The sequence below is a fragment of the Clostridium sp. ZBS2 genome, assembly GCF_023845855.1.
Classification (GTDB): domain Bacteria; phylum Bacillota; class Clostridia; order Clostridiales; family Clostridiaceae; genus Clostridium; species Clostridium aquiflavi.
The window spans coordinates 63581-86883 of the sequence record NZ_JAMQIF010000016.1; the positions used below are offsets into that span (position 1 = coordinate 63581).

The following is a 23303-nucleotide window of genomic DNA, read 5'->3' on the forward strand; positions in this document are numbered from 1 at the left end:
ATAATAAAGTGCTCTAACTATATTTCAAAATTTAGTTAGAGCACTTTATTATGTTCTTATTAATAACTTTATTATGTTCTTATTAATAATTTGGTTCATCTAAATATATATATCCGTATAAATCTTGTGTATTATATAGTTCTCTATATTTAAACAGTGATCCATGCCAAGATGATTCTGATATATATACTTTATTATTTTCTATTTTTTCAATTACTGCAACATGACCAAATCCACCTGAACCTGCTAAAGATGGTTTCCATACTGCTAAAGCTCCTACTCTAGGTTTATTTCCCGTTTTATATTTACCCGTATCAAGATTAGATTGCCACCATTCATATCCATTTCCTAGGAATTTTGCATCAATTGGTGCTTGTCCAGTAAGTTCCCATATACGTCCCCATGCATACCATGTGCAGTTTCCTACTATAGGACTTCCATCATCTTTTAAAAATGGTGGTGAAAGTTTTACTTTATAAAATATATTATTATTTGAATAATAATATTTATTATCTAGAGACGGTGGTCCTGTTCTTTCTTCGCCAAGCTCTACGTTTAATTCTTCATTTAAATCATCATCTATTATATCATCTTCATCGCTTATAAGTTTTATCCATTCACTACTTGACCATCCGGTCAAATTATCATATGAAATTTTATAGAAACCATTTACTTCATTTCCTATAACCTTTACTTTACTTTTTTTAGGTACAGTTCCTAATATATTTGATGAAGCTAATGGTTCTTCTCTTACATTTAATGGTGAACTTTCTGTTATAACATATCCTTTTCTAATTTCATCAGTACTTGTCCCATCACTTTCAATTGAATTAGATATTTCTTTACTTATTAATTGACCACTTTCAGAAAAAATATATATCTCTCCATCAATTGTTAATTTTCCAGTTACCATCTCACCACTAGAATTAAGATAATAAATATTACTATTATATTCTAACCAACCCGTATCCATTGATCCATCATTTGATAAGTAATACCATTTCTCATTTTTATCTTTTAACCATCCTGTAAGCATGACACCACTATTTGAAAGATAATACCATTTATTATTTTCATCCTTAAGCCATCCTATATCCATAGCCCCACTTCTAGATAGGTGATACCACTTATTATCATTATCCTTAAACCATCCTACTTGCAATGTTCCACTAGTTAATAAGTAATACCATTTTCCATCATTATCTTTTAACCATCCCGTATTCATAATACCATTGGCATCAAAATGATACCAAGAATTATCAATATTTTTCCATCCAGTTGCTTTAGTATCATTTTCAAGCCAGCTCCACTTATTTTGTGAATCTTTTTGCCATGCAGCATATGCAGTTACTGAATTTAAACTTAATAACATGGTAATTGTTAAAGAAGTCAGTATTATCTTAGTTAGATATCTTTTTTTCACCTATTTTTTCTCCCCTTAAGTCAATTATTAATGTCTTTTGTCATTTGTATTAAAACAATATTACTATTTTAATAATTTAATATGTTAGAAATAATTATATCATATATAGTAGCAAACATTGAGTTACTTTCCATAATATTTTAATTATTTTTACAATATTCATCAATAGTTTTATATTATTTTTTATTTGATTTACCCAATACTTTTCTAAATTCAACTCATATATACATTAATGTATAATATTTCTTAAATAAGCATCTTATAAGGTCATAAATTAACATAAAAGTGTTTTTATTATAATATTTTCCTAAAACTTATAATATGCTATACTATAAGTTGTTATAGACTAATTTAATTTTAATTTTTTATATTAAAAAAAGCATTATTATTTACTATATAGATTTATTTGTGTGAAAGAGAGGCCTATATTATGGACAAACTTGTTCAACAAGCAGAAATATTCGCTAAAAAAATAGTACACACTTACTTTATAGAACGAAACTTTGAAATTATCCTGAAAAATATGGACGAAAGTAGTATATCTTGGATTGGTACTGGTGCTAAAGATATCTGTACTAACATAGATGATGCTTTAAGACTTTTTGAGCTTGAAAAGAAAACTAGTAATCTTAAATTTCAAATTGAAGAAGAACAGTATCACACTATTGTTATTTCTAATAAGGTTGTTTTAGTATTTGGAGAAGTAACTTACAAAAGTAGTTTAGAAAATAAAACATTAATTAAAGTTCCCACCAGATTAACCTTATTGTGTAAATTAGTTAATGATAAATTTAAAATATGCCATATTCATAACTCTGTTGCAGATACTACACAAAAACATAATGAATTTTTCCCTGAAAGTATGGGGAAATATAGTTATAATCTTTTACAAAAAATTATAGAAGATAAAACTATAAAAATTGAACACATAACAAATAGTATTGATGATGGAGTGGCTACTATTTCTTGTGATGAATTTCTTTCAATTAATTATGCAAATGATGGATTTTATAAGTTAATAGGATATACGCGTGAAGAATTTAAAGATTTAATGAATAATCAAGTTATTAAAATTATTAATAAAGAAGATTTAGTTAAATTAACAGACCCCTTGTTACATAATACATCTATTAATAATGGTATAAAAGTAGAAATAAAATTACAGAAAAAAAACGGAGAAACAATTTGGATTTTACTAAGTGGTCATAAATTTATTACTGATAAAAATTTGCCTGAATTTCTTTGTATACTTGTTGATATTACCGAATCTAAGCAAATACAACATGATTTAGAATTAGAAAAAAAACGTTATAAAATAATTGCTGAACAATCAAACAATATATTATTTGATTATGATATTCTAACTTGTAAAATGGTTTATTCAATTAAATATACTAATATTACTGGAAAAGATTACAATATACCTAATTTTGTTTATGAAACAATAAACAGTAATCTAATTTATAAAGAAGATATACCTAAATTCTTAAATCTAATGAAATCCCTTTCATCTGGAAAAGATTTTATTACAACAGATCTTAGAATTAATGGTATTAATAATTTATACACATGGTTTAAAGTGCAAGCAACTATATTGTTTGATGATAAAAAACCAATTAAGGCAATTGGAAATATAGTAAATATAGATAAAGAAAAAAGAGAAAATGAAGCTTTAAAATTAAAAGCACAACTTGATCCACTTACTAAAGTTTACAACAAAGTGGTTACTAAGTCTCTAATTGAAAAATATATTACTACAGTTGCTAAAGAAAAATATCATGCACTTATGATTATTGATATTGATAATTTTAAAGCGGTAAATGATAATTTAGGTCATATGTTTGGTGATTCTGTTCTTTCTGAAGTTTCATCTAGTATAAAAAAGGTTTTTAAAGAATCCGACATTGTAGGACGTATTGGTGGAGATGAATTTATAATTTTTATAAAAAATATTGGTTCCTATGAATTAATAGCTCAAAAAGCAAATGATCTTTGTAATGTTTTTAAAGACATTTATACTGGAGAAAATAACGATTTTAAAATCTCATGTAGTATAGGTATATCTATATACCCTACTCATGGAACTACGTATGATGAACTATTTAAAAAAGCTGATAAAGCCCTTTATAGTTCAAAAAATAATGGAAAAAATAAGTTTGAACTATTTAATCCTAAATTAAATTCTTCTAATAAAAATGAAGATCATTTACTTAATTATTATACTGAAAATGAAAGTTATAGACGATTTATTCATGGATTCGAAAATAACTTTTGTAATTATGTTTTTGATATAATGTCCGAAACAAAAGATGTTAATAGTGCAATAAATTTAATCTTAGCTAAAATAGGTACTTCATTTAAATTAAGTCGTATAAGTATCTTAGAAACTTCTGATAATGATACATTGCTTGGAACCACTTATGAATGGTGTGATAATAATATATTGCCTTCAAAGTATATTATGCAGAACTTGGAATTTAATAATTTGAAAACTTATTTGATTAATTTTTATAAAAACGGTAATTTGAATTGTTCAAATATTTATACATATAATTTACCTAATAAATTAAGTAAGCTATATGCATCACTTAAAAGTAAATCTATTTTTCAAAGTCCAATTCTTGATAATGGTAAATTTAAAGGATGTGTTTGCTTTGATATCTGCTATGAAAACCATGTATGGACAGACTTTGAAATTGAATCTTTTACTTCAATAACTAAAATAATAGGTTCTTATCTTTTGAATATGCGTACTAAGGAACTTTTAGAAAGTGAAAAACTTTTAACCCAAGCTGTTGCTAAAAATCAGAGTTTATATACTTACATGTTAAAACCAAATTCATATAAGCTTATATATCTTAGTCCTAATACCCAAGATCTATATCCTAATGCTCGAGTTGGGGATGTATGTTATAAAGTTATTGGTAATAGTGATATTCCTTGTAAATACTGCCCTCTTACTGACCTCTATAAAAAGGATATTCGTAGCAACACAATAGAATTTTATAATAGTTTTTTAAAAGGTTGGATTAGTACTACTGCTTCTGAAATAAATTTATCATTAGACAATAAAGCAAACTTAATTTGTTTTTCTAATGTAACTAATTTTATTGATAGAATAACTTCAAAAGATACTTTAACAGGTGCTCTCACTTTAGCTAAATTTGAGGTGCTTGCAAAAAACTTACTAACAAATGTATCTTATACTAAGTTTGCTCTTATTTATTGTGATATTAATAAATTTAAATATATAAATGAAACTTCTGGATACGCTATTGGAAATAAAGTTTTAGTCCATTTTGCACACTTTGTTTCTTCATTCTTGTTTGCTGGAGAATTAATTTGCAGAGCTTCTGCAGATAATTTTATTATATTATTAAAATATGATAATCTAGAATCTTTAAAAAATAGATTTAAGAATTTTAATGAAAATTTCATAGAAGTTCAAAAAATACATTTTAATAATTTAAAAATTCCAGTTATATGTGGTGTATATTTAATAAACTCAGAAGATACAGACTTATCTTTAATGATAGATCGTGCCAATATTGCACGAAAAACAATTAAAGGATCTCATAAAAGTAAATATGCTTTGTATGACCATGAATTGCATTTAAAAATTACCAAAGAGAAAGAAATTGAAAATTTAATGTTTTCTTCACTTGAAAATAACGAATTTTTAGTATATTTGCAACCTAAAATTGACCTTCCAACTCAAACAATAGTTGGAGCTGAAGCTTTGGTAAGGTGGATGAGCCCAAGTAAAAAACTTATACCACCAAATGAATTCATTCCTTTATTTGAAAAGAATGGTTTTATAATTGAATTAGATTTTTATGTTTATGAAGAGGTATTTAAAAAAATGAATTCATGGATACAAGAAGGTAAAAAAGTTATACCTATTTCTTTAAATGTGTCTAGGTCTCATATAAATGATAGTGACTTTATTCCTAGATTAAAAAAATTGACAGAAAAATATAACGTTCCGACTAACCTAATAGAACTTGAGTTAACTGAAAGTATATTTTTTGATAATATTCAAGTTTTACTTAATGCAATTATTAAGTTAAAAGCTCTTGGATTTACTTGTTCTATTGATGATTTTGGTTCTGGATATTCATCATTAAATCTTTTAAAAGATTTACCTATTGATGTTTTAAAATTAGATAAAGAATTTTTTCCTAATTCAGCTATAAATTCAAAGGAAAAAGTAATAATCTCTAATATAGTTAAAATGGCTCAAGATTTAAATATAATAGTAATTTCGGAAGGTATTGAAACAAAGGAACAGGCAGATTTTTTAACTGAGATTGGTTGTGATATGGCTCAAGGATATCTTTTTGATAAACCTATGCCTATCAAAATGTTTGAAAAAAAATTATGGGGATAAAAAAGAGGTGGCAATTAGCCACTTTTTTTATTTAGAAAATTGCACCTTAGCATTAGTATGTAAATATAATAAATTAAGAAACTTGTTTTCAAATCATTCTAATCTTTAGTTAAGTTATCCTTATTATTAATACTTAACTTTATTTTAAGATTAGAAAAAATTATTTTATCACTTCCCTACCTTGTATTCTTTAATATTTATAAAAAATAGTGATAAAATAACAACTTAAACTTATAATTTCTTAATACTATTTTATATTTTATAAAAGCGAGGATATATTATGAGTAAACTTAAAGATAAAATAACTTCTTTACTACAACCAATTCTCAATAAATTTTTAATTAAATTATTTTATAATTCTGATTTATGTGGATTAGCTACTATTGTTTTTAATAATTCTTTTAAAATCTCTTACGCAAATCTTGAATTTTTTAAGATTCTTGGATTAAAGAAAGATATTTTTAATAAAGATTGTAAAAATGATGTTCTTTCAATCATTTATAAAGAAGATATAGATTTGTTTAAGAACATTTTTGTGACTAAACATAATGTTGGAGACGATATTAAAATTGAATTTAGAATTAATAAAAATGATACTAATTTTAGTTGGCTACTTCTAATGGGTCGGTGTATATCTAATAAAAATTGCAATTATCAATTTATATGTATTCTTAATGATATAACAGAAAATAAAAATACCCATCAAAAATTAGAGATTGAAACATTAAAATTAAAAATTCAATTAGATCCTCTAACTAAGTTATATAATAAAACCGCAAGTAAAGTATTAATTGAAGACTTCTTAAAAAGTAATACTTTAACCTCACATGCTCTTATGATTATTGATATTGATAATTTTAAATCTATAAATGATAATTTAGGTCATATGTTCGGTGATAATATCTTATTAAAAGTTTCCGATACTTTAAAATCTTGTTTTGACAAAGATGACATTGTTGGACGTGTTGGAGGCGATGAATTTATTGTATTTTTTAAAAACATTATTAATACAGAAATGATTACCACTAAGGCTTATACAGTTTGTAATTCTATAAAAAATATATATATAGATAAAAGTCATAGTATTTCTTGCAGTATTGGAATATCTATTTATCCAAATGATGGGATTGCTTATTATGACCTTTTTGAAAAATCTGATCATGCTCTTTATTTAGCTAAAAGATATGGTAAGGATTGCTTTGAATTCTATGATAAAAATAAAATAGATGTTTTTAAAGAAAGTGATATCTTCAATTTTCATTCAAAAAACAATTTGTACAACAGATATAATAACACTTTTAAAAATAAATTAATTTCATACTCATTTGATATACTCTCTGAAACTAAAGATATCGATGATGCTATAGTTTTGATTTTATCTAAAATTGGGGAGTACTTTAATTTAAGTAGAATAAGCATACTAAAATATTCCTCAGAGGATACTAATTTTAATATTACGCATGAATGGTGTAATTATGAAATACCTTGTTATAAAAATGAGCTGAAAAATTTATTGTTTAATGATTGGCTATATTATTTTTCTATCTTTAATAATGATGATGTATTTATTTGTAACGATTATTCAAATTTAATTCTGCCAGAAAAAAATAAAAAGCTTTATGATAAGCTTAATGTAAAATCATTTTTACAATGTCTTATAAAAGATAATGAACAGTATAAAGGATGTGTTAACTTCTATAATTCCTATGAAAATCATTTTTGGACTGCAAATGAAATCAAGTTGTTTACTACAATAACAAAAATAATAGCTTCTTATTTGTTGAAGATACGCACTACTCAACGTCTTGAAGAAGAAAAACATTTTTTCCAATCCATTGCCAAAAATCAAAATCTATATACCTATGTTTTAAAAGATGATAGCTATGAGCTATTATATATGAGTCCTAATTTAAAAAACATCTTTCCAAATGCAAAATGCGGTGAAGTATGTTATAAAGCTTTTTTTAATAGCGATATTCCTTGTATGCATTGTCCATTATCTAAATTAAATTATGATAATAATACTAATACAGTTGAATTTTTTAATCCAGTACTCGAAACTTGGATAAGTATGACAGCTTGTAAAATAACCTTACCTAAAAATATTCAAGCAAGACTAATGTATTTTTCTGATATAACAAATTTTTTAGATAGAATTATCTCTAAAGACTCTTTAACAGGCTTAATGACATTACCAAAATTCGAAGTAATGGCTAATGAACTATTAAATAAGTCAAATAATAAATATGCACTTATATGTTCAGATTTTGATAAATTTAAATATATAAATGAGACTGCTGGTTATGCTATTGGAAATAAAGTTTTAGTTAAATTTTCTTATCTTTTATCTACACTTCTTGACAAAGATGAATTAGTATGTAGAGCTTCTTCTGATAATTTTTTAACTCTTATAAAATACACTGATATTGAAAAATTTAAAAATAGACTTATAAATTTTAATAATGAAATATTAAAGTTTCAAAAAGAAGAATTTAATCATATAAAAATCTCTATAATTAGTGGGATTTATTTAATAACTAATGTAAATGATAGCTTAGTTTCAATGATTGACAAAGCGAATATAGCTCGAAAAACTATTAAAGGTTCACATAAAAGCCAATTTGCATTTTATGATTCTAAACTTCATATAAAAGCTACTGAAGAAAAAAAGATAGAAAATCGTATGATTGATGCCTTAGATAACAGAGAATTCGTAATATATTTACAACCCAAAATTCAACTTTCTACAAAAAAATTAGTTGGCGCTGAAGCTCTTGTACGATGGATTACCCCTGATAATGTGATTTTTTATCCCGGAAAATTCATTCCCTTGTTTGAGAAAAATGGATTTATTGTTGAGTTAGATTTTTATGTTTATGAAGAAGTTTTTAAAGTTCTTCGTAATTGGATGGATAATAAAAAGAGACTGCTACCGATTTCTATGAATGTATCAAGAGTTCATATAAATAATGATACTTTTATCTCTAGATTAATCACTCTAATTAAACAATATAGTATTCCAATAAATTTAATAGAGCTTGAACTTACTGAAAATATTTTTCTTGATAATATAAAAGAAGTATTAAGTAAAATAACTGAATTAAAAAACCTTGGATTTACTTTTTCAATGGATGATTTTGGGGCTGGATATTCTTCTTTAAATCTTTTAAAGGAACTTCCTATAGATGTTTTAAAATTAGATAAAAGCTTTTTTCCTAACAACAATGTAAGTGCTAATGAAAAAATAATCGTATCTAATATTGTAAAAATGGCTAAAGATCTTAATATTTCAGTTTTATCTGAGGGAGTAGAAACTCAAGCTCAAGTAGATTTTTTAACTCAGATTGGATGTGATATGGTTCAAGGATACTTTTTTTCAAAGCCTATACCAGTTGATGAATTTGAAAAAAAATTTAATCCTTAAATATCTAAAAATAATTTATCCTTAATAAAGTGTAACCTTTATAGTAGATATAAAAATTCTTATATGATTTTTAGCTACTATAAGGGTTTTTATTTGTGAAAATACAGTAATTGCAGTAAAATTTAAAATCAAAAATAAATATTTAATATCTTTGAAATTATGTTTTTTCTATAATATAATTATTTGTACAGACTTTTTAGGAGGAATATATTAAATGCAAAAACTTCTTAGTAAAATGCGACAAGCAATAAATGATTTTGATATGATTCAAGATGGAGATAAAATAGCTGTTGGACTCTCTGGCGGAAAAGATAGCTTAACTCTACTATATCTTTTAAATACATACAAGAATTTTTCACCCCAAAAATTTGAGCTTATAGCAATTACCTTAAATCCAGGTGGTGTAGACAATTCTCCCCTATACACATTATGTGAAAATTTAAAAGTTCCTTTTTATGAAATACAAACAGATATAAAAAAGATTGTGTTTGACTTAAGGAAAGAAAAAAATCCTTGTTCTTTATGTGCAAATCTTAGACGTGGTGCTTTGCATAATAATGCAGAAAAATTAGGTTGCAATAAAGTTGCGCTTGGTCATCATAAAGATGATGCTTTGGAAACTCTTATGCTATCAATGTGCTATGAAGGAAGAATTAACTGTTTTTCACCAAAAACACTTATGCATAAAAATACTATAACATTAATAAGACCAATGGTTTATATAGAGGAGCACAGCATTAAAAGTGTTGTTAAAAAATTTAATTTTCCAGTTATAAAGAATCCATGCCCTGCTGATGGTAAAACCAAAAGACAGGATATAAAAGAATTGATTGATGAACTTAATAATAAAATGCCAGGTTTTAAAAAGAACCTTTTTGGTTGTTTAAATAATTCAGATCAACTTTTTATCTGGAATAAAGATTTAATTAAATAACTAAAAAATAGGTATCTAAAAATTATTTTTAGATACCTATTTTTATACATAAACATTTAACTCTAATTATATTATTTGTAGGCTATACATATTAAATCTTATTTTACTTTAAGCTCACTATACTTTCTATTATATCTTTACGGTCTTTATTCATAGAAATAAATGTATTAAAATCAGATGCATTTTCATTCAATGATATATCTGTTGGACCACCTATAAAATAAGTATCATCATTTACAGTAACATAGTTTTCAACATCAATCGTATCAAACATACTTGGATCTAATGAATCATCTTGCTTAATTATAAGAAAAAATAGTCCTGATTTTGGGTCAATGCTAGAATCAGATGATTTAAAATAAACAGCTACTGAATTGCTTTCTTCTATAATCCTATATTTGTCTTTCCAAGTATCTGGAAAAGTCATTGAAAATCCTAAATTACTTTTAAATATTAAATTACCTTTAGAATCTTTTTCAATATTCTCCTTATTTTTATCATTTACGATTTTGCCACTATCACTTTTTTCTTTATTTTCTATACTTTCTTCACTAATAGTTATCTCTTCTTTATTTGCGTTATCATTAGTAGTTTCACTAGTTTCTATATTAGGTTCTTTTTCAATTGAAGTTGGAGTTGTCATATGAGTATTATTGTATATGTATAATATACCTACAATTAAAACTGAACTTGTGACTATTGCTATTGTTTTCATTTTTTCCCTCATAAAAATCTCCCCTTTTATTAATTTAATGTTGCAATACCCTATTACCCTTTTTCTAAAACATTTCTTTATTTACTCTTGTTATATATATACATTATATCATAACTAGAGAACAACAATTCTATTCATTAATTTTTAGTATGATTTACTCTTAATATAAAAACAAAATATATTTTATTCCCTTATAAATACATAATACACTTTTATCTTACACATATGCATTTTATCTTAATAGTAATTAATATATATTTATGCTATAATCTTCAAAATGATATTATTATCAAATTATTTAGATTTTAGTATTGAAAATTTTACTTATATTTTTGTTAAAACTCAACAAATTATATTATACATATGGGGGATATTTATATGACTACTTATAAATCTATTAAAAAATCATTCTTTTTATTATTAATGTTAAATTGTTTAATCTTATTAAATGGTTGTAATAATTCAAAGAAAAGTACCCTTGAACCTTCACCTGCTAAATGGGCTTTAGAACAAAGCGTTGGTGTAGATATGGTAACACTTGATTATGCATCTGATGATATAATAATATTTCATGATTATTTTGGACTTTTTATTTATGATTTAAATGAATTACAAATTATTAATAGTATTGATTTACAAGAAATTGACTGTTCTATGACCCAAGGCGATGAATATTGTGAAGTAACAGTTAGCAATGATGGACGTACTATTCAATTACATAATATTAACAGTGCTGATATGTATTCTTATTCTGTATATACAAATACCTTACAAAAAACAAAATATAAGGATATGAAAAATTCTTTCAAAGATAAATTAGTGCCAATAGAAAAAGTTATTGATAATCCTAACGAAAATTTTAGTCATGAAGCGATTCTATTTGGAGCTAATGATTATGGATATATAACTACTTATGATTTTACAATTGGAACGTTAGATTATGTTCGCAATGATACAGCATATTCACTATTTAGTTTCGAAAAATAATAAAAGACTAAATAGATTTAAACAATTAAAATATTATATTTAAAATATTGGAGGAGCATATGATATTTAAAAAAAATACGCAAATAGTTGAATTTGTAAGACGTCCAAATAGATTTCAAGGATATGTTATTATAGATGGAAAAGAAGAATTAGTGCATGTACCTAATACAGGTAGATGCAAAGAAATATTAATACCTGGTTGCAAAGCACTAATAAGAGAAGAAAATGGTCCAAATAGAAAAACTAAATTTAGCTTAATTGGTGCATATAAAGGTGACAAATTAATAAATATTGATTCACAAATACCAAATAAAGTTGTTGAAGAAGCTCTTATTAATAAAAGAATTAAAGGACTAGAGAAATATACAAAAATCTCTAGAGAAAAAACCTTTGGAAATAGTAGATTTGATTTTAAATTAGAAGATTCTTTAAATAATGAGTATTACTTAGAAGTAAAAGGCGTCACCTTAGAGGAAGATGGATTTTGTAGATTTCCAGATGCCCCAACTGAAAGAGGAACTAAGCATTTATTAGAACTAATAGAAGTTAAAAATAATAATATGGGAGCTGGTGTTCTTTTCTTAATTCAATTAGATAATGTAAAAAGTTTTTCACCAAATGATGATACTGACCCTAAGTTTGCCAATGCACTTAGAAAAGCTAAAACTATGGGTGTAGATATATTTGTATATGACTGCACATTAGGAGAAACCTTTATTGAACTGTCCAAAGCTGTTGAATTAAAATTACAAACATAACTAAAAAAACATGGAGACTGTATAATAAACCTTGAAGTAACTTAAGATCTATTATATAGTCTTATAATTTATACATCTACAAATATTAACTATTATTATCTTTACATTTTAATATATTATTACAAATACAGTCTTCTGTCTCGGTAACTATATTCATTAAAAACAAAACCAATTTATTACAATTTACACTATTTAATTTGTAGTGATTCCATATTCCTTCTTTTCTACAATCCACTAATCCACACTCTATCAATACCTTCATATGATGTGATAATGTCGGTTGAGTAAATTCAAAATTCTCTAATATATTACAAGCACATTTTTCTCCACAAGAAAGTAAATCTAATATTTTTATTCTATTTGGATCACTTAATGCTTTAAATATTTTTGAATTTAATTCATATTTTGTTTCCATAACTCCTCCTAGCATAGATAAATATCTATATATAGATTAAATCACTTTATGTTTAACGTCAATAACTATCTATAATTACACTTGTATCATTATAATTATATGGTAACATTTTACCCTATCTATTTTTGCCATTTCATGCCTTTTTATGTTATAATTAAACTATATTTTAATTATAAGTATAATTTTCAATTTAATGTAAAATAGGAGGACTTCAATGTGCTTAAAATTGCCTACTTAGCTGATTATAAAGAAAATACAGAAACCATAATTGATTGGTTATGGAATGAATTTGGAAATGAAACAAATCGTGATTTTTTTGAAAGCATTATAAATCATAGTTTTAAAAAAAACAGTTTACCTTTAACATTTATTGCTCTTTCAGATAATGAATTAGTTGGCACTATTAGTTTGTGGAGAGCTGATTTAGTGAGTAGACAAGATTTATATCCATGGTTATCAGCATTGTATGTAAAAGAAAATTATAGAAATAAAGGTATTGGTCAAAAATTACAAGACTTTGTACTAACTTACTGTAAAAATGCTGGATTTTCTAAACTCTTTTTATATACAGATATTGATAACTATTATGAGAAAACAGGTTGGAAGCATTTTGAAAATGGTGCTGAATACTCTGGAGATTATATTAAAATATACAAAAAAGAGTTATAAGAAAATCTTATAACTCTTAAAAATCACAAATTATCTTCTATTGTTTTGTTCTTTTTTAGCTCTTCTACAAGCTGCGCATCTTACTGGATCGTTAGAAAATCCTTTTTCTTTGTAGAATTCTTGTTCTCCTACTGTAAAAATGAATTCTTGACCACAGTCTTTACATACGATTGTCTTATCTTCCATATTAAATTCCTCCTTATTATTTAAAGATTCCTACTGACTCATATAATTCTCTAAAAGGAGAAATCTATTTATCTTAACAAAATCTTTATATATTACTAATTCAGTATAACACTGTTTAGGCAAAATTGCAATGTTTTTTATCAAATATATATTTTTTAACATCATAAAAAACCACCCATTTAGAGTAGATAATCATTTACTCTAAATAGGTGTATTGGATGTTTATTTATTATCTTTTATTGGTTTTTTTAATACTGAAAGTATTATCATACCTACTACTGCACCCGCTGCTATTGCTCCAATATAACCTAATTTATTACTTATAATACCTATTACAAATAATCCACCATGTGGAGCTCTTAAAGCACACTCAAAGAACATTGATAATCCACCAGCAACTGCTGAACCAACTACACAAGCTGGTATTACTCTTAATGGGTCTGCTGCTGCAAATGGTATTGCTCCTTCTGTTATAAAAGATAAACCCATTATATAGTTAGTAAGACCTGATTGTCTTTCCCTTACTGTATATCTATTTTTAAAGAAAGTAGTACTTAATGCTATTGCAAGTGGTGGAACCATACCACCAGCCATTACAGCTGCCATTATTTCAAAATTGCCACTTGCAAGTGATGCTGTACCGAAGACATATGCTGCTTTGTTTACAGGACCGCCCATATCAACTGACATCATTCCACCTAATACTATACCTAAAAGAACTTTACTAGTTCCACCCATTGAATTAAGTCCATTTGTAATCATAGTATTTAAAGCACCAACCGGTGGATTAACAGCAAACACCATAATTGCTCCAATTAGTAATATACCAAAGAAAGGATATAATAATACAGGTTTTAAACCTTCTAAGCTCTGAGGTAATTTATCGAATAATTTCTTTAATAAAACAACTAAGTAACCAGCTATAAATCCTGCAAGTAATGCACCTAAGAATCCTGATCCGCCTTTATTAGCTAATGCTCCACCAACAAAACCTACTGCTAGTGCTGGTCTATCTCCAATACTCATTGCAATGAATCCTGCAAGCACTGGAAGCATAAAGTCAAAAGCTGTTCCACCTACTGTTTTAAAAAATGCTGCAAGTGGTGTATTCGTACCAAAGTTGCTTGGATCAATACTATAATCATCAAAAAGGAATGCTAATGCAATTAATATACCACCACCAATTACAAATGGCAACATATGTGATACTCCATTCATAAGGTGTTTATAAATTTGACGACCTATGCTTTCATTTTCTATATTCTCTGTTTCAGCACTGCTATTACCATTATAATGATATACAGGTGCATTTCCACTTATAGCTTCATTGATTAATTCTTCTGCTTTATGTATTCCATTGGCTACTTTAGTTTTTATAACTCTTTTTCCATTAAATCTACTCATTTCAACATTTTTATCTGCTGCAATTATAATACATTCTGCTTCTTCAATTTCTTTTTTAGTTAAAACATTTTTAGCTCCTCCAGAACCATTAGTTTCAACTTTTATCGTAATGCCTAAATCTTTACCCTTATTTTCAAGACTTTCTGCTGCCATATAAGTATGTGCTATTCCCGTTGGACATGCTGTAACAGCTAGAACTCTATATCCACCATTATTTGAAGTTTTTTTAGTTTCTTTAACTTCTTCAGGAAATTTTTCACTTTCTTTTTCATCTATTAGTTTTAAAAATTGATCTTTATCTTTACAATCAATTAAGCTATCTTTAAATTTTTCATCCATTAATATAGTAGATAATCTAGCTAAAACTTCTAAATGTAAATTGTCACTATTATCTGGAACTGCAATCATAAAAAATAATTTTGCTAAAGATCCATCTAATGAATCATAATCTACTCCATTTTTACATACTGCTGCAGCTAATGAAGCTTTTTTAACAGCATTAGTTTTTCCATGTGGTATAGCTATTCCATCACCAATTCCTGTTGTACTTTGTGCTTCCCTTGCTATAATAGCTTTTTTATACTCTTCTTTGTTATTTAAATTGCCTGTTTTGTCCATCAAGTTTACTAGTTTCTCAATACATTCATCTTTAGAAAATGGATTGAAGTTTAACTCAATGCCTTGTTTTTTTAATAAATCAACAATTCTCATTAAATATTCCTCCTTACATTTTTACATTTTAGATAATAGTTTTTCTACTTCTTCTTTTGTTGCTAATTCATCAGAAAATGCGCTTGCACTACCTGTTGCAATTCCCATTTTAAATGCTTCTTTTATATCATTATTTTTAATATATCCTGCTAAAAATCCTGCTACCATAGAGTCTCCAGCTCCTACTGAATTTTTCAATATTCCTTTTGGCACCTCTCTTTTTATGGGTTGTCCATTTTCAGGTAATAAAATTGCTCCTTCTCCAGCCATTGAAATCAATACATTTTTAGCTCCCATTTCTTGAAGCTTTTTACCATAAGTTATTATGTCTTCATCATTTTTTAGCTCAACATTAAACATTTCAGCCAATTCATGATGATTAGGTTTTATTAAAAATGGCTTATACTTTAGTACCTTTAAAAGTAAATCTTTAGTTGCATCAACTATAAATTCTACATTCTTTTCCAATAGGTTCTTCATTATATTTTGATATATATCATCAGGAACGCTGTTTGGTATACTACCTGACAATATTAAATAATCTCCTTCTTCTAAATCAGAAAGTTTTTCATATAATTTATTTAAATCATCATTTGTAATTTCTGGACCTGCTCCGTTTATTTCTGTTTCTCCATTACTTTTTAGCTTTACGTTAATTCTTGATAAACCATTTTTTAATTTTATAAAGTCACAATCAACACCGTGATTTTTAACTTGTCTTTCTATTTCATTTCCTGTAAAGCCTGCAACATAGCCTAATGCCGTATTCTCTATACCTAAATTATTTAAGACTATAGAAACATTTATTCCTTTTCCTCCTGCATAAACTTCTTCATCATTACTTCTATTTAATGAATCAACTTTAAAATTATCAACTTTTACTATATAATCCAATGAAGGATTAAGAGTTATTGTATTAATCATTTTTACTCACCTCTATTACATTAGTATCATATATAATATCTAAATTTTTTATTCTGCTTGTAATTAATGTTGCATCTTTTATTGTCCCAAAAGTTATAAAACTAACCTCATCTAATTTCGATTCATCGCATAAAACAAATGCTTTATTGCATCTTTTTATCGCCTCTGCTTTTACCATAGCCTCATTTACATCCGGCGTTGTATATCCATTTTTATTACTTACACCATTTGTACCAAAAAAACCTTTTGTAAAATTATATTTTTTTAAATCTTCTACAGTTATAGGTCCAACAATTGCTTCAGTAACAGCTTTTAATTCTCCACCCAACATTAAAGTTTTTATGTTTTTTTCTAATAATTTTTTTGCATGAACTATAGCATTTGTAACAACAGTTATATCTTTTGCTTCTATAAATGATATTAAAGCTTCTGTTGTTGTACCAGCATCTAAGTAAATTAACTCTCTATCTTCTATTAAATTAGCTGCATATCTTGCTATTTCAATTTTCTCATCTGCATTTAATGATTTTCTAACATTTACTTTATAATCATGTTTTGCTGTACCTTCACTTATTAATGTTGCTCCTCCATGAATTTTTTTAATCAATCCTTCATTATGAAGATTATTTAAATCTCTTCTTATTGTAGATTCAGAAGCATCTAGTAATTTAACTAGTTCAACAACTGAAATTATTCCTTTTGTTTTTAGTTCTTGAAGTATTATATTGTATCTTTCTTCTGTAAACATTCTCACCACTCCATATCTTTATAATAAACTATTTGTTTTTAAAAATCAATCATTTTAGTTCAAATTAATTTAAAATCAATCAAAAACATTTATATTTTTAACTAAAATATGTTTTTAAAGTATAATTATTACATGGTTTTGATCGTTTATAACTGTTTTTGATCCAACTCTATTCATTTTCAGCCATATTTATATAACTATTTTTATATTCACTCATAATATAATATCATTTTTAACAAATATTTCAAAACTAATCATACTATTCCATAAAAAAAATTTACCAAACCATACCTTGTTATTTAAAAGTTTAGAGATAATAGTTTGAATTTAAATCCTCAAATGTTATATATAATTTTTTATATAAAAAGGGATGTATCAAATTTTGATACATCCCTTTTATTAAAACTAAAGCTTTGTAAAAATCGCAGTAGTACCTAAGGATAATTTAGTCAAATGTATGGATACAACCCTCCTTTTGTAAGAAAATTATATATTTCATTTTCATTTAAATATACATCACCTATAAGCCCATGTGCTCTATAAAACTCATTATGATTATGAAAATCTGATCCTGCTGTATAAAGAATGTTCTTATTTTTAGCTACTTCCAAAAAATATTTTGTATCTTCATCTGTATTGCTAAAATACTTAGCCTCTAATCCATCAAAATCTAATTTTATAATTTCTTTAAAATCATTTCTATTGATAAGTACTGGATGCGCAAGTACAACTGTCGCTCCAAAAAATTTTAATATTTTAATTCCATTATCAACCGATAATCCATCGCCTTTATTGATTTCTATATATCTTCCTAATACTTTTTTTATATTATTTATCTTATGATTTTTCACATCTTTTAAAATCTTAACAAGAAGTTCATCTTTATAACTCTCATCTTTAAAATATCCTAAAATATGAACTCTACTTCCATTTTTATGTTTAGTTGAAAGTTCAACTCCTGGAATTACTTTAACTCCTATTCTTTCCCCCTCTAATATAGATTCATCTATACCACAAGTATTGTTATGATCTGTTAAAGAAATTATATCAACACCTCTTTTTTTAGCAAAATTAACAACTTGTTTTGGGGTATAACCACCATCTGAAGATGTTGAGTGAATATGAAAATCTCCTTTTTTATACATCTGTAACTCCTTTAAAATGTTATACCACATTTTATTGTATGAAATTTATAATATAATAGTTATTTATTATTTTCATATCAGGTTATTCTTTAAGGTCATGTTGACATATGCATAATTAAAGCTAGATGGTGTAAGATAACCTTAAAAATCAAATATATTACACATAATACTTAATCTAGACTTAATTTACAACACTCTTAGATCTCCAAGTCCCTCTTCTCCATCTTATGTAGAAAATTAATCCTCTTAAACATTCATCACACATCATTGCAATCCATATCCCTCTAAGTCCTAATCCTAAAACTATTCCGAAAACATAAGAAAGTCCTGTTGCTACAATCCACATTGATAAAACTCCTATAAATATAGGATATTTAATATCACCAGCTGCCTGCATACCTCTTATTATTACAAGATTAAAGGATCTTCCAAACTCCAATAATACATCTATAAATAAAACTTGTTTTCCTAATTTTAAGATTTCAGGATTAGATGTAAATATACCAAGCAAATTATCACTAAATATAAATAACACTATTGAAACCCCTACTGAAATAAATGCTGCTGGTCTTAATGTCTCCAAAACTTTCTTATAGGCTTCATCTTCCTTATTAGCACCAATAAGATACCCAACTCTTATTTGATTCGCTTGCGATACTGCTGATCCATATATGAAAGAAAACCAAACCAATATTCCAACATATGCTTTTGTTGCAACAGAGCTTGTACCCATCATATTTATAAATGTTAATATCACCATTTGTGAAAAATTATATGATACTGATTCACCTCCAGATGGAAGACCAATCATCATTAACTTTTTAAATATTTCTTTAGGAAATGGATTTAAGTGTTTTAATGATACTTTTTGTTTTATATTTTGTTTAAATATGTATATTATAACTATAACTCCTATAAGTCTGCTTAATACACTTGATATAGCAACTCCTTCTACTCCAAGCTTTGGTATCCCAAATGCACCACTTATAAAAAGAAAGTTTCCTAATATATTAACTATATTTACTATTGCAGAAACATACATTCCTTGTTTCATTAAACTGTTACTTCTTAATATTGCTGAATAAGTCATAAATATAGCTTGTAAAAATATTCCTCCACCAATTATACTTATATATGTTTTAGCATCTATAAGCAGCTCACTTGGCATTCTTAGCCACTTAAAAAATATACCATTGAAACATAATAACAATATGCTTATTAAAATACTAAATACTAAGTTAGAAAATACAGCTACAGAATATATTTCGGAAACCTTTCCATAATTTTTTGCACCTAAGTATTGAGATACAAGTATTGTTGTTGCCATAGTAATAATACTAAAAGTAATAAGTAAGAAATTCATAATCTGATTTACATTTCCTACAGCAGCAACAGAATTTTCTGATACTCTGCTTAACATAAGTTGATCCACGTTACTTACAAGCATCTGCAAAATAAGTTCTATAAAAATAGGCCATGTCAATTTAAATAACGATGTTGTTCTTTCAGTTGTCCTCTCTAATGTGTTTATGCTACTCATTTTTTCTCCTTTCCCTTCACAAAAATCCTTCTTGTTGTTGCATTTATTTCTATTGTATAAATATTATTTTAAAACACAATATTTATACGACACAAAACATGGCAAAATTTAAACAAATCATTGCCATGTTTTATATTACATCCCTTAATATCATTAATCAATATAAATATAAAATAATCAAAACTCTAGTATACTTATTTATCTTTTATATAAGTATAAATTACCATTCTGAGGTGTATGTATCATTTTGCCTTTAAATCCTCTTTTCCTCAATTCCTTTTGAAGAGTATACATGAAAAATCCATGAGTGACTATTAAAATATTCTGTGATCCTTCTTCTTTTACTTTTTCTTCTAAAAAATCAAGAAAATTTTTAGCATTTAATTCAGTTTGTGTTTTTAATTCCTCTTGAGAAGAATGATTAAAATACCATGCAAACCTTGCACTTATTGCCCAGAACCAATATGGTAACTTTAAATTACTTTTAAACAATGGACTTATTGGAACTTCCCTTATTAAATCATTTTGAACTATTTCTTTAAAATATATATCTTTGGCAGTTGTTATTGCTCTACTTAAAGTACTACTATAACATTTATCCCAAGCTATTCCTTGAAGTTCTACATCATTTCTTATAACATCACTAGTATTGTAAGCAGTTTCCCAATCCTTAAACTCTTTTGATGTCATAAGAAATTTTCTTTTATAATTAACTTTAAAATGTCTTACAAGTCCTATTCTCATTCCTATACCTCCACCAACTTAATTACATAAATTAACTTTAGTATACTATATAATTTATGTACTATATTTAATTCCATCAATAAAATATACTTATATCAACTTAATGCTAAGCATTAATCTAAATACTTCTATAAGATCAACATAAAATATTAACCTTTCTTCATACTATTTATTAATATTTCCCCAATGTGTTAAAATTTATAGTCTATTATACAGCAATTTTTTTTAACTGTTTAATAGTTCATATATTTTTAAGTATTATTTAATAATATTTATATAAATATATTTATTTTGGGCATTCATAAGTTCAATTACTCTGTTCACTTTGCTTATACATATATAAGCATTTTGATAAAACATATCCTTAAAATAAAGCAAAAAAAAGTGTTCCAAATATATTTGAAACACACACACTCAAAATAATAAAATTAAAAATATAAATTTTCACCATAAAATATATTAACTATTTATTTCCTAGTCATATTTATAATGAACATGTAATAGTTCTTTTGAACGTTCCTTTAATAGTCCATTATATAAAGATATTAGTACCGGATTCTCTTGACTTCTCTTTATTTGCGTAACCTTATCTACTTTATAAAGACCTTTAGCTCTTTCTTTCTTTCCTTCTTTTAAACTAAAAGGTTGTCCTGCTCCAGCTACACATCCTCCTGGGCAAGCCATAACTTCAACAAAATCAAACTGTTCTTCTCCATTTTGAATCTTATCAATTAGGTTTTCTGCATTAGCAAGTCCACTGACTACTCCTATACGCAGATTCTTTTCTCCAAATGGAACTTCACAAACCTTTACACCTTCCATTCCACGAACACCAATAAATTCTATTTCTTTTAAAGCCTTTGAGCTCTTATCTTCAACTACCCCACGGATTACAGCTTCTGTTACACCACCTGTAACTCCAAATATAACACCTGCTCCTGAGTATAAAGAAAATGGCATATCTGAAGATTCTGGTTCAATCTTATCAAATTGAAGTCCAGCTTCGTTAATCATCTTACATAGTTCTGTTGTTGTAATTACATAATCAATATCCTTAATTCCATTTCTTATAAATTCTTCTCTAGCTGCTTCTGCTTTCTTAGCAGTGCATGGCATAACAGCTACTGATATAGTTTCTTTTTCATCTAAAGCATCTTTTTCTTTAAAATACTCTTTTATTACTGATCCAAACATTTGCATAGGTGACTTACATGTAGAAACATACTTCATAAGTTCTGGATGTTTAGTTTCCACATATCTTACCCAAGCTGGACAGCAAGAAGTAAATAAAGGAAGTTTATCATCTCCCGATTCTAATTTTTGTAAAAATTCATTAGATTCTTCTATTATTGTCATATCAGCTGTTAATGAAGTATCATATATTTCATCAAATCCTAATTTTCTCATTGCAGCAACTATATTGTCCATAACGTTTTCTCCAGGTTTTATTCCAAATTCTTCACCTAAAGCAACTCTTACTGCTGGTGCAACTTGAGCTACAACTCTTTGTTTAGGATTATATAGCGCTTTCCAAACTGGCTTTATATCGCTCTTTACAACAATAGCTCCTGTTGGACATACATTAGCACATTGTCCACAATTTACACAATCTGTTTCTCCTAAACATTTACCAAATGCCGGACTAACAACCATATTAGAACCACGATATGCAAAATCAATTGCTCCAACATTTTGTATTTCATTACACATTCTAACGCAATCTCCACATAATATACACTTACTTGGATCACGAACTATTGATTTAGATGAAGTATCTAATTCAATTTTTTCATTTTTATTTTTAAATCTAATAGTCTTCACTCCAAAGCGCAAAGCTAATTCTTGAAGTCTACATTTTCCACTCTTTTCACACACAGTGCAATCTCTGCAATGTGATGCCAATAAAAGTTCTAATATCATCTTACGATGCTTATGAAGTTTAGGCGTATTAGTCTTAATTGACATTTTATCCTTAGGTGGCGTAGAGCAAGAAGCTATAATTCCTCCCCATTCATCTTCAACCACACACATTCTACAAGCTCCATAAATAGATAGATCAGAATAATAACAAAATGTAGGTAAGTCAATTCCCGCTTTTCTTACTAAATCTAAAATATTTTTTTCCTTATCAAATTCTACCCTGTTACCATCAATTATCATATATTTTGACATAAGTTTATACCTTC

At 26.5% G+C, this 23303-nt stretch carries 17 protein-coding genes; 6 read left to right on the forward strand and 11 right to left on the reverse strand.

From position 1 onward, the window contains the following. Positions 1-82: 82 nt before the first annotated feature. Positions 83-1423, reverse strand: a complete 1341-nt coding sequence (locus NG918_RS09695) for a CHAP domain-containing protein (RefSeq protein ID WP_252213524.1) — start codon at positions 1421-1423, stop codon at positions 83-85. Between the two features lie 430 nt (positions 1424-1853). Here NG918_RS09695 and NG918_RS09700 point away from each other — a divergent pair, with 430 nt between their 5' ends. The 3 genes from NG918_RS09700 to NG918_RS09710 all read left to right on the forward strand — a co-directional run bounded on the left by NG918_RS09700 (position 1854) and on the right by NG918_RS09710 (position 10171). After that, on the forward strand, positions 1854-5813 hold the full coding sequence (locus NG918_RS09700; RefSeq protein ID WP_252225895.1) for a bifunctional diguanylate cyclase/phosphodiesterase: 3960 nt from the start codon (positions 1854-1856) through the stop codon (positions 5811-5813). 280 nt (positions 5814-6093) lie between these two features. Further along, positions 6094-9237 (forward strand): bifunctional diguanylate cyclase/phosphodiesterase, encoded by a 3144-nt coding sequence (locus NG918_RS09705; RefSeq protein ID WP_252225903.1) that lies wholly within the window; start codon positions 6094-6096, stop codon positions 9235-9237. 214 nt (positions 9238-9451) lie between these two features. Further along, complete coding sequence (locus NG918_RS09710) at positions 9452-10171, forward strand: tRNA 2-thiocytidine biosynthesis TtcA family protein (RefSeq protein ID WP_252213521.1); 720 nt, start codon at positions 9452-9454, stop codon at positions 10169-10171. A gap of 103 nt (positions 10172-10274) precedes the next feature. On the opposite strand, the gene NG918_RS09715 is transcribed toward NG918_RS09710, so the two are convergent. Further along, on the reverse strand, positions 10275-10898 hold the full coding sequence (locus NG918_RS09715) for a hypothetical protein (RefSeq protein WP_252213520.1): 624 nt from the start codon (positions 10896-10898) through the stop codon (positions 10275-10277). Between the two features lie 366 nt (positions 10899-11264). Here NG918_RS09715 and NG918_RS09720 point away from each other — a divergent pair, with 366 nt between their 5' ends. Beyond that, positions 11265-11873 (forward strand): hypothetical protein, encoded by a 609-nt coding sequence (locus NG918_RS09720; RefSeq protein WP_252213519.1) that lies wholly within the window; start codon positions 11265-11267, stop codon positions 11871-11873. A gap of 59 nt (positions 11874-11932) precedes the next feature. Continuing rightward, positions 11933-12631 (forward strand): DNA/RNA nuclease SfsA, encoded by a 699-nt coding sequence (gene sfsA, locus NG918_RS09725; RefSeq protein ID WP_252213518.1) that lies wholly within the window; start codon positions 11933-11935, stop codon positions 12629-12631. Between the two features lie 85 nt (positions 12632-12716). Here sfsA and NG918_RS09730 read toward each other — a convergent pair whose 3' ends face one another. Continuing rightward, on the reverse strand, positions 12717-13046 hold the full coding sequence (locus NG918_RS09730) for an ArsR/SmtB family transcription factor (protein WP_252213517.1): 330 nt from the start codon (positions 13044-13046) through the stop codon (positions 12717-12719). 216 nt (positions 13047-13262) lie between these two features. On the opposite strand from NG918_RS09730, the gene NG918_RS09735 reads away from it, so the two are divergent. Then, the gene (locus NG918_RS09735) at positions 13263-13715 is read left to right on the forward strand and encodes a GNAT family N-acetyltransferase (RefSeq protein ID WP_252213516.1); all 453 of its coding nucleotides are present in this window, start codon (positions 13263-13265) and stop codon (positions 13713-13715) included. 30 nt (positions 13716-13745) lie between these two features. Here the strand turns inward: NG918_RS09735 and NG918_RS09740 are convergent, their stop codons facing one another. The 8 genes from NG918_RS09740 to NG918_RS09775 form a co-directional block, all read right to left on the reverse strand. Then, positions 13746-13901 (reverse strand): zinc-ribbon domain-containing protein, encoded by a 156-nt coding sequence (locus NG918_RS09740; RefSeq protein ID WP_003374574.1) that lies wholly within the window; start codon positions 13899-13901, stop codon positions 13746-13748. A 222-nt stretch (positions 13902-14123) separates the two neighbouring features. Continuing rightward, on the reverse strand, positions 14124-16016 hold the full coding sequence (locus tag NG918_RS09745) for a PTS fructose transporter subunit IIABC (protein ID WP_252213515.1): 1893 nt from the start codon (positions 16014-16016) through the stop codon (positions 14124-14126). A gap of 21 nt (positions 16017-16037) precedes the next feature. After that, complete coding sequence (gene pfkB, locus NG918_RS09750) at positions 16038-16940, reverse strand: 1-phosphofructokinase (RefSeq protein WP_252213513.1); 903 nt, start codon at positions 16938-16940, stop codon at positions 16038-16040. After that, the gene (locus NG918_RS09755) at positions 16933-17688 is read right to left on the reverse strand and encodes a DeoR/GlpR family DNA-binding transcription regulator (RefSeq protein WP_252225909.1); all 756 of its coding nucleotides are present in this window, start codon (positions 17686-17688) and stop codon (positions 16933-16935) included. Before NG918_RS09755 ends, pfkB begins: the two co-directional genes overlap by 8 nt. 449 nt (positions 17689-18137) lie before the next feature. Continuing rightward, entirely contained in the window at positions 18138-18833 is a 696-nt protein-coding gene (locus tag NG918_RS09760) for a PHP domain-containing protein (protein WP_252225911.1), read from the reverse strand. Between the two features lie 181 nt (positions 18834-19014). Further along, a complete protein-coding gene (locus NG918_RS09765) occupies positions 19015-20373 on the reverse strand; it encodes an MATE family efflux transporter (RefSeq protein WP_252225913.1) in 1359 nt (452 codons plus the stop codon). A 198-nt stretch (positions 20374-20571) separates the two neighbouring features. Beyond that, entirely contained in the window at positions 20572-21117 is a 546-nt protein-coding gene (locus NG918_RS09770; protein WP_252213505.1) for a histidine phosphatase family protein, read from the reverse strand. Between the two features lie 474 nt (positions 21118-21591). Further along, the gene (locus NG918_RS09775; RefSeq protein ID WP_252213504.1) at positions 21592-23289 is read right to left on the reverse strand and encodes a [FeFe] hydrogenase, group A; all 1698 of its coding nucleotides are present in this window, start codon (positions 23287-23289) and stop codon (positions 21592-21594) included. Positions 23290-23303 lie beyond the last annotated feature (14 nt).

Excerpts from the sequence above, each read along its gene's own strand:
- NG918_RS09700 (WP_252225895.1), top strand. The coding sequence starts at position 1,854 with ATGGACAAACTTGTTCAACAAGCAGAAATATTCGCTAAAAAAATAGTA.
- NG918_RS09705 (WP_252225903.1), top strand. The coding sequence starts at position 6,094 with ATGAGTAAACTTAAAGATAAAATAACTTCTTTACTACAACCAATTCTC.
- NG918_RS09710 (WP_252213521.1), top strand. The coding sequence starts at position 9,452 with ATGCAAAAACTTCTTAGTAAAATGCGACAAGCAATAAATGATTTTGAT.
- NG918_RS09715 (WP_252213520.1), bottom strand. The coding sequence starts at position 10,898 with ATGAGGGAAAAAATGAAAACAATAGCAATAGTCACAAGTTCAGTTTTA.
- NG918_RS09720 (WP_252213519.1), top strand. The coding sequence starts at position 11,265 with ATGACTACTTATAAATCTATTAAAAAATCATTCTTTTTATTATTAATG.
- sfsA (WP_252213518.1), top strand. The coding sequence starts at position 11,933 with ATGATATTTAAAAAAAATACGCAAATAGTTGAATTTGTAAGACGTCCA.
- NG918_RS09730 (WP_252213517.1), bottom strand. The coding sequence starts at position 13,046 with ATGGAAACAAAATATGAATTAAATTCAAAAATATTTAAAGCATTAAGT.
- NG918_RS09740 (WP_003374574.1), bottom strand. The coding sequence starts at position 13,901 with ATGGAAGATAAGACAATCGTATGTAAAGACTGTGGTCAAGAATTCATT.
- NG918_RS09745 (WP_252213515.1), bottom strand. The coding sequence starts at position 16,016 with ATGAGAATTGTTGATTTATTAAAAAAACAAGGCATTGAGTTAAACTTC.
- pfkB (WP_252213513.1), bottom strand. The coding sequence starts at position 16,940 with ATGATTAATACAATAACTCTTAATCCTTCATTGGATTATATAGTAAAA.
- NG918_RS09755 (WP_252225909.1), bottom strand. The coding sequence starts at position 17,688 with ATGTTTACAGAAGAAAGATACAATATAATACTTCAAGAACTAAAAACA.
- NG918_RS09760 (WP_252225911.1), bottom strand. The coding sequence starts at position 18,833 with ATGTATAAAAAAGGAGATTTTCATATTCACTCAACATCTTCAGATGGT.
- NG918_RS09765 (WP_252225913.1), bottom strand. The coding sequence starts at position 20,373 with ATGAGTAGCATAAACACATTAGAGAGGACAACTGAAAGAACAACATCG.
- NG918_RS09770 (WP_252213505.1), bottom strand. The coding sequence starts at position 21,117 with ATGAGAATAGGACTTGTAAGACATTTTAAAGTTAATTATAAAAGAAAA.
- NG918_RS09775 (WP_252213504.1), bottom strand. The coding sequence starts at position 23,289 with ATGTCAAAATATATGATAATTGATGGTAACAGGGTAGAATTTGATAAG.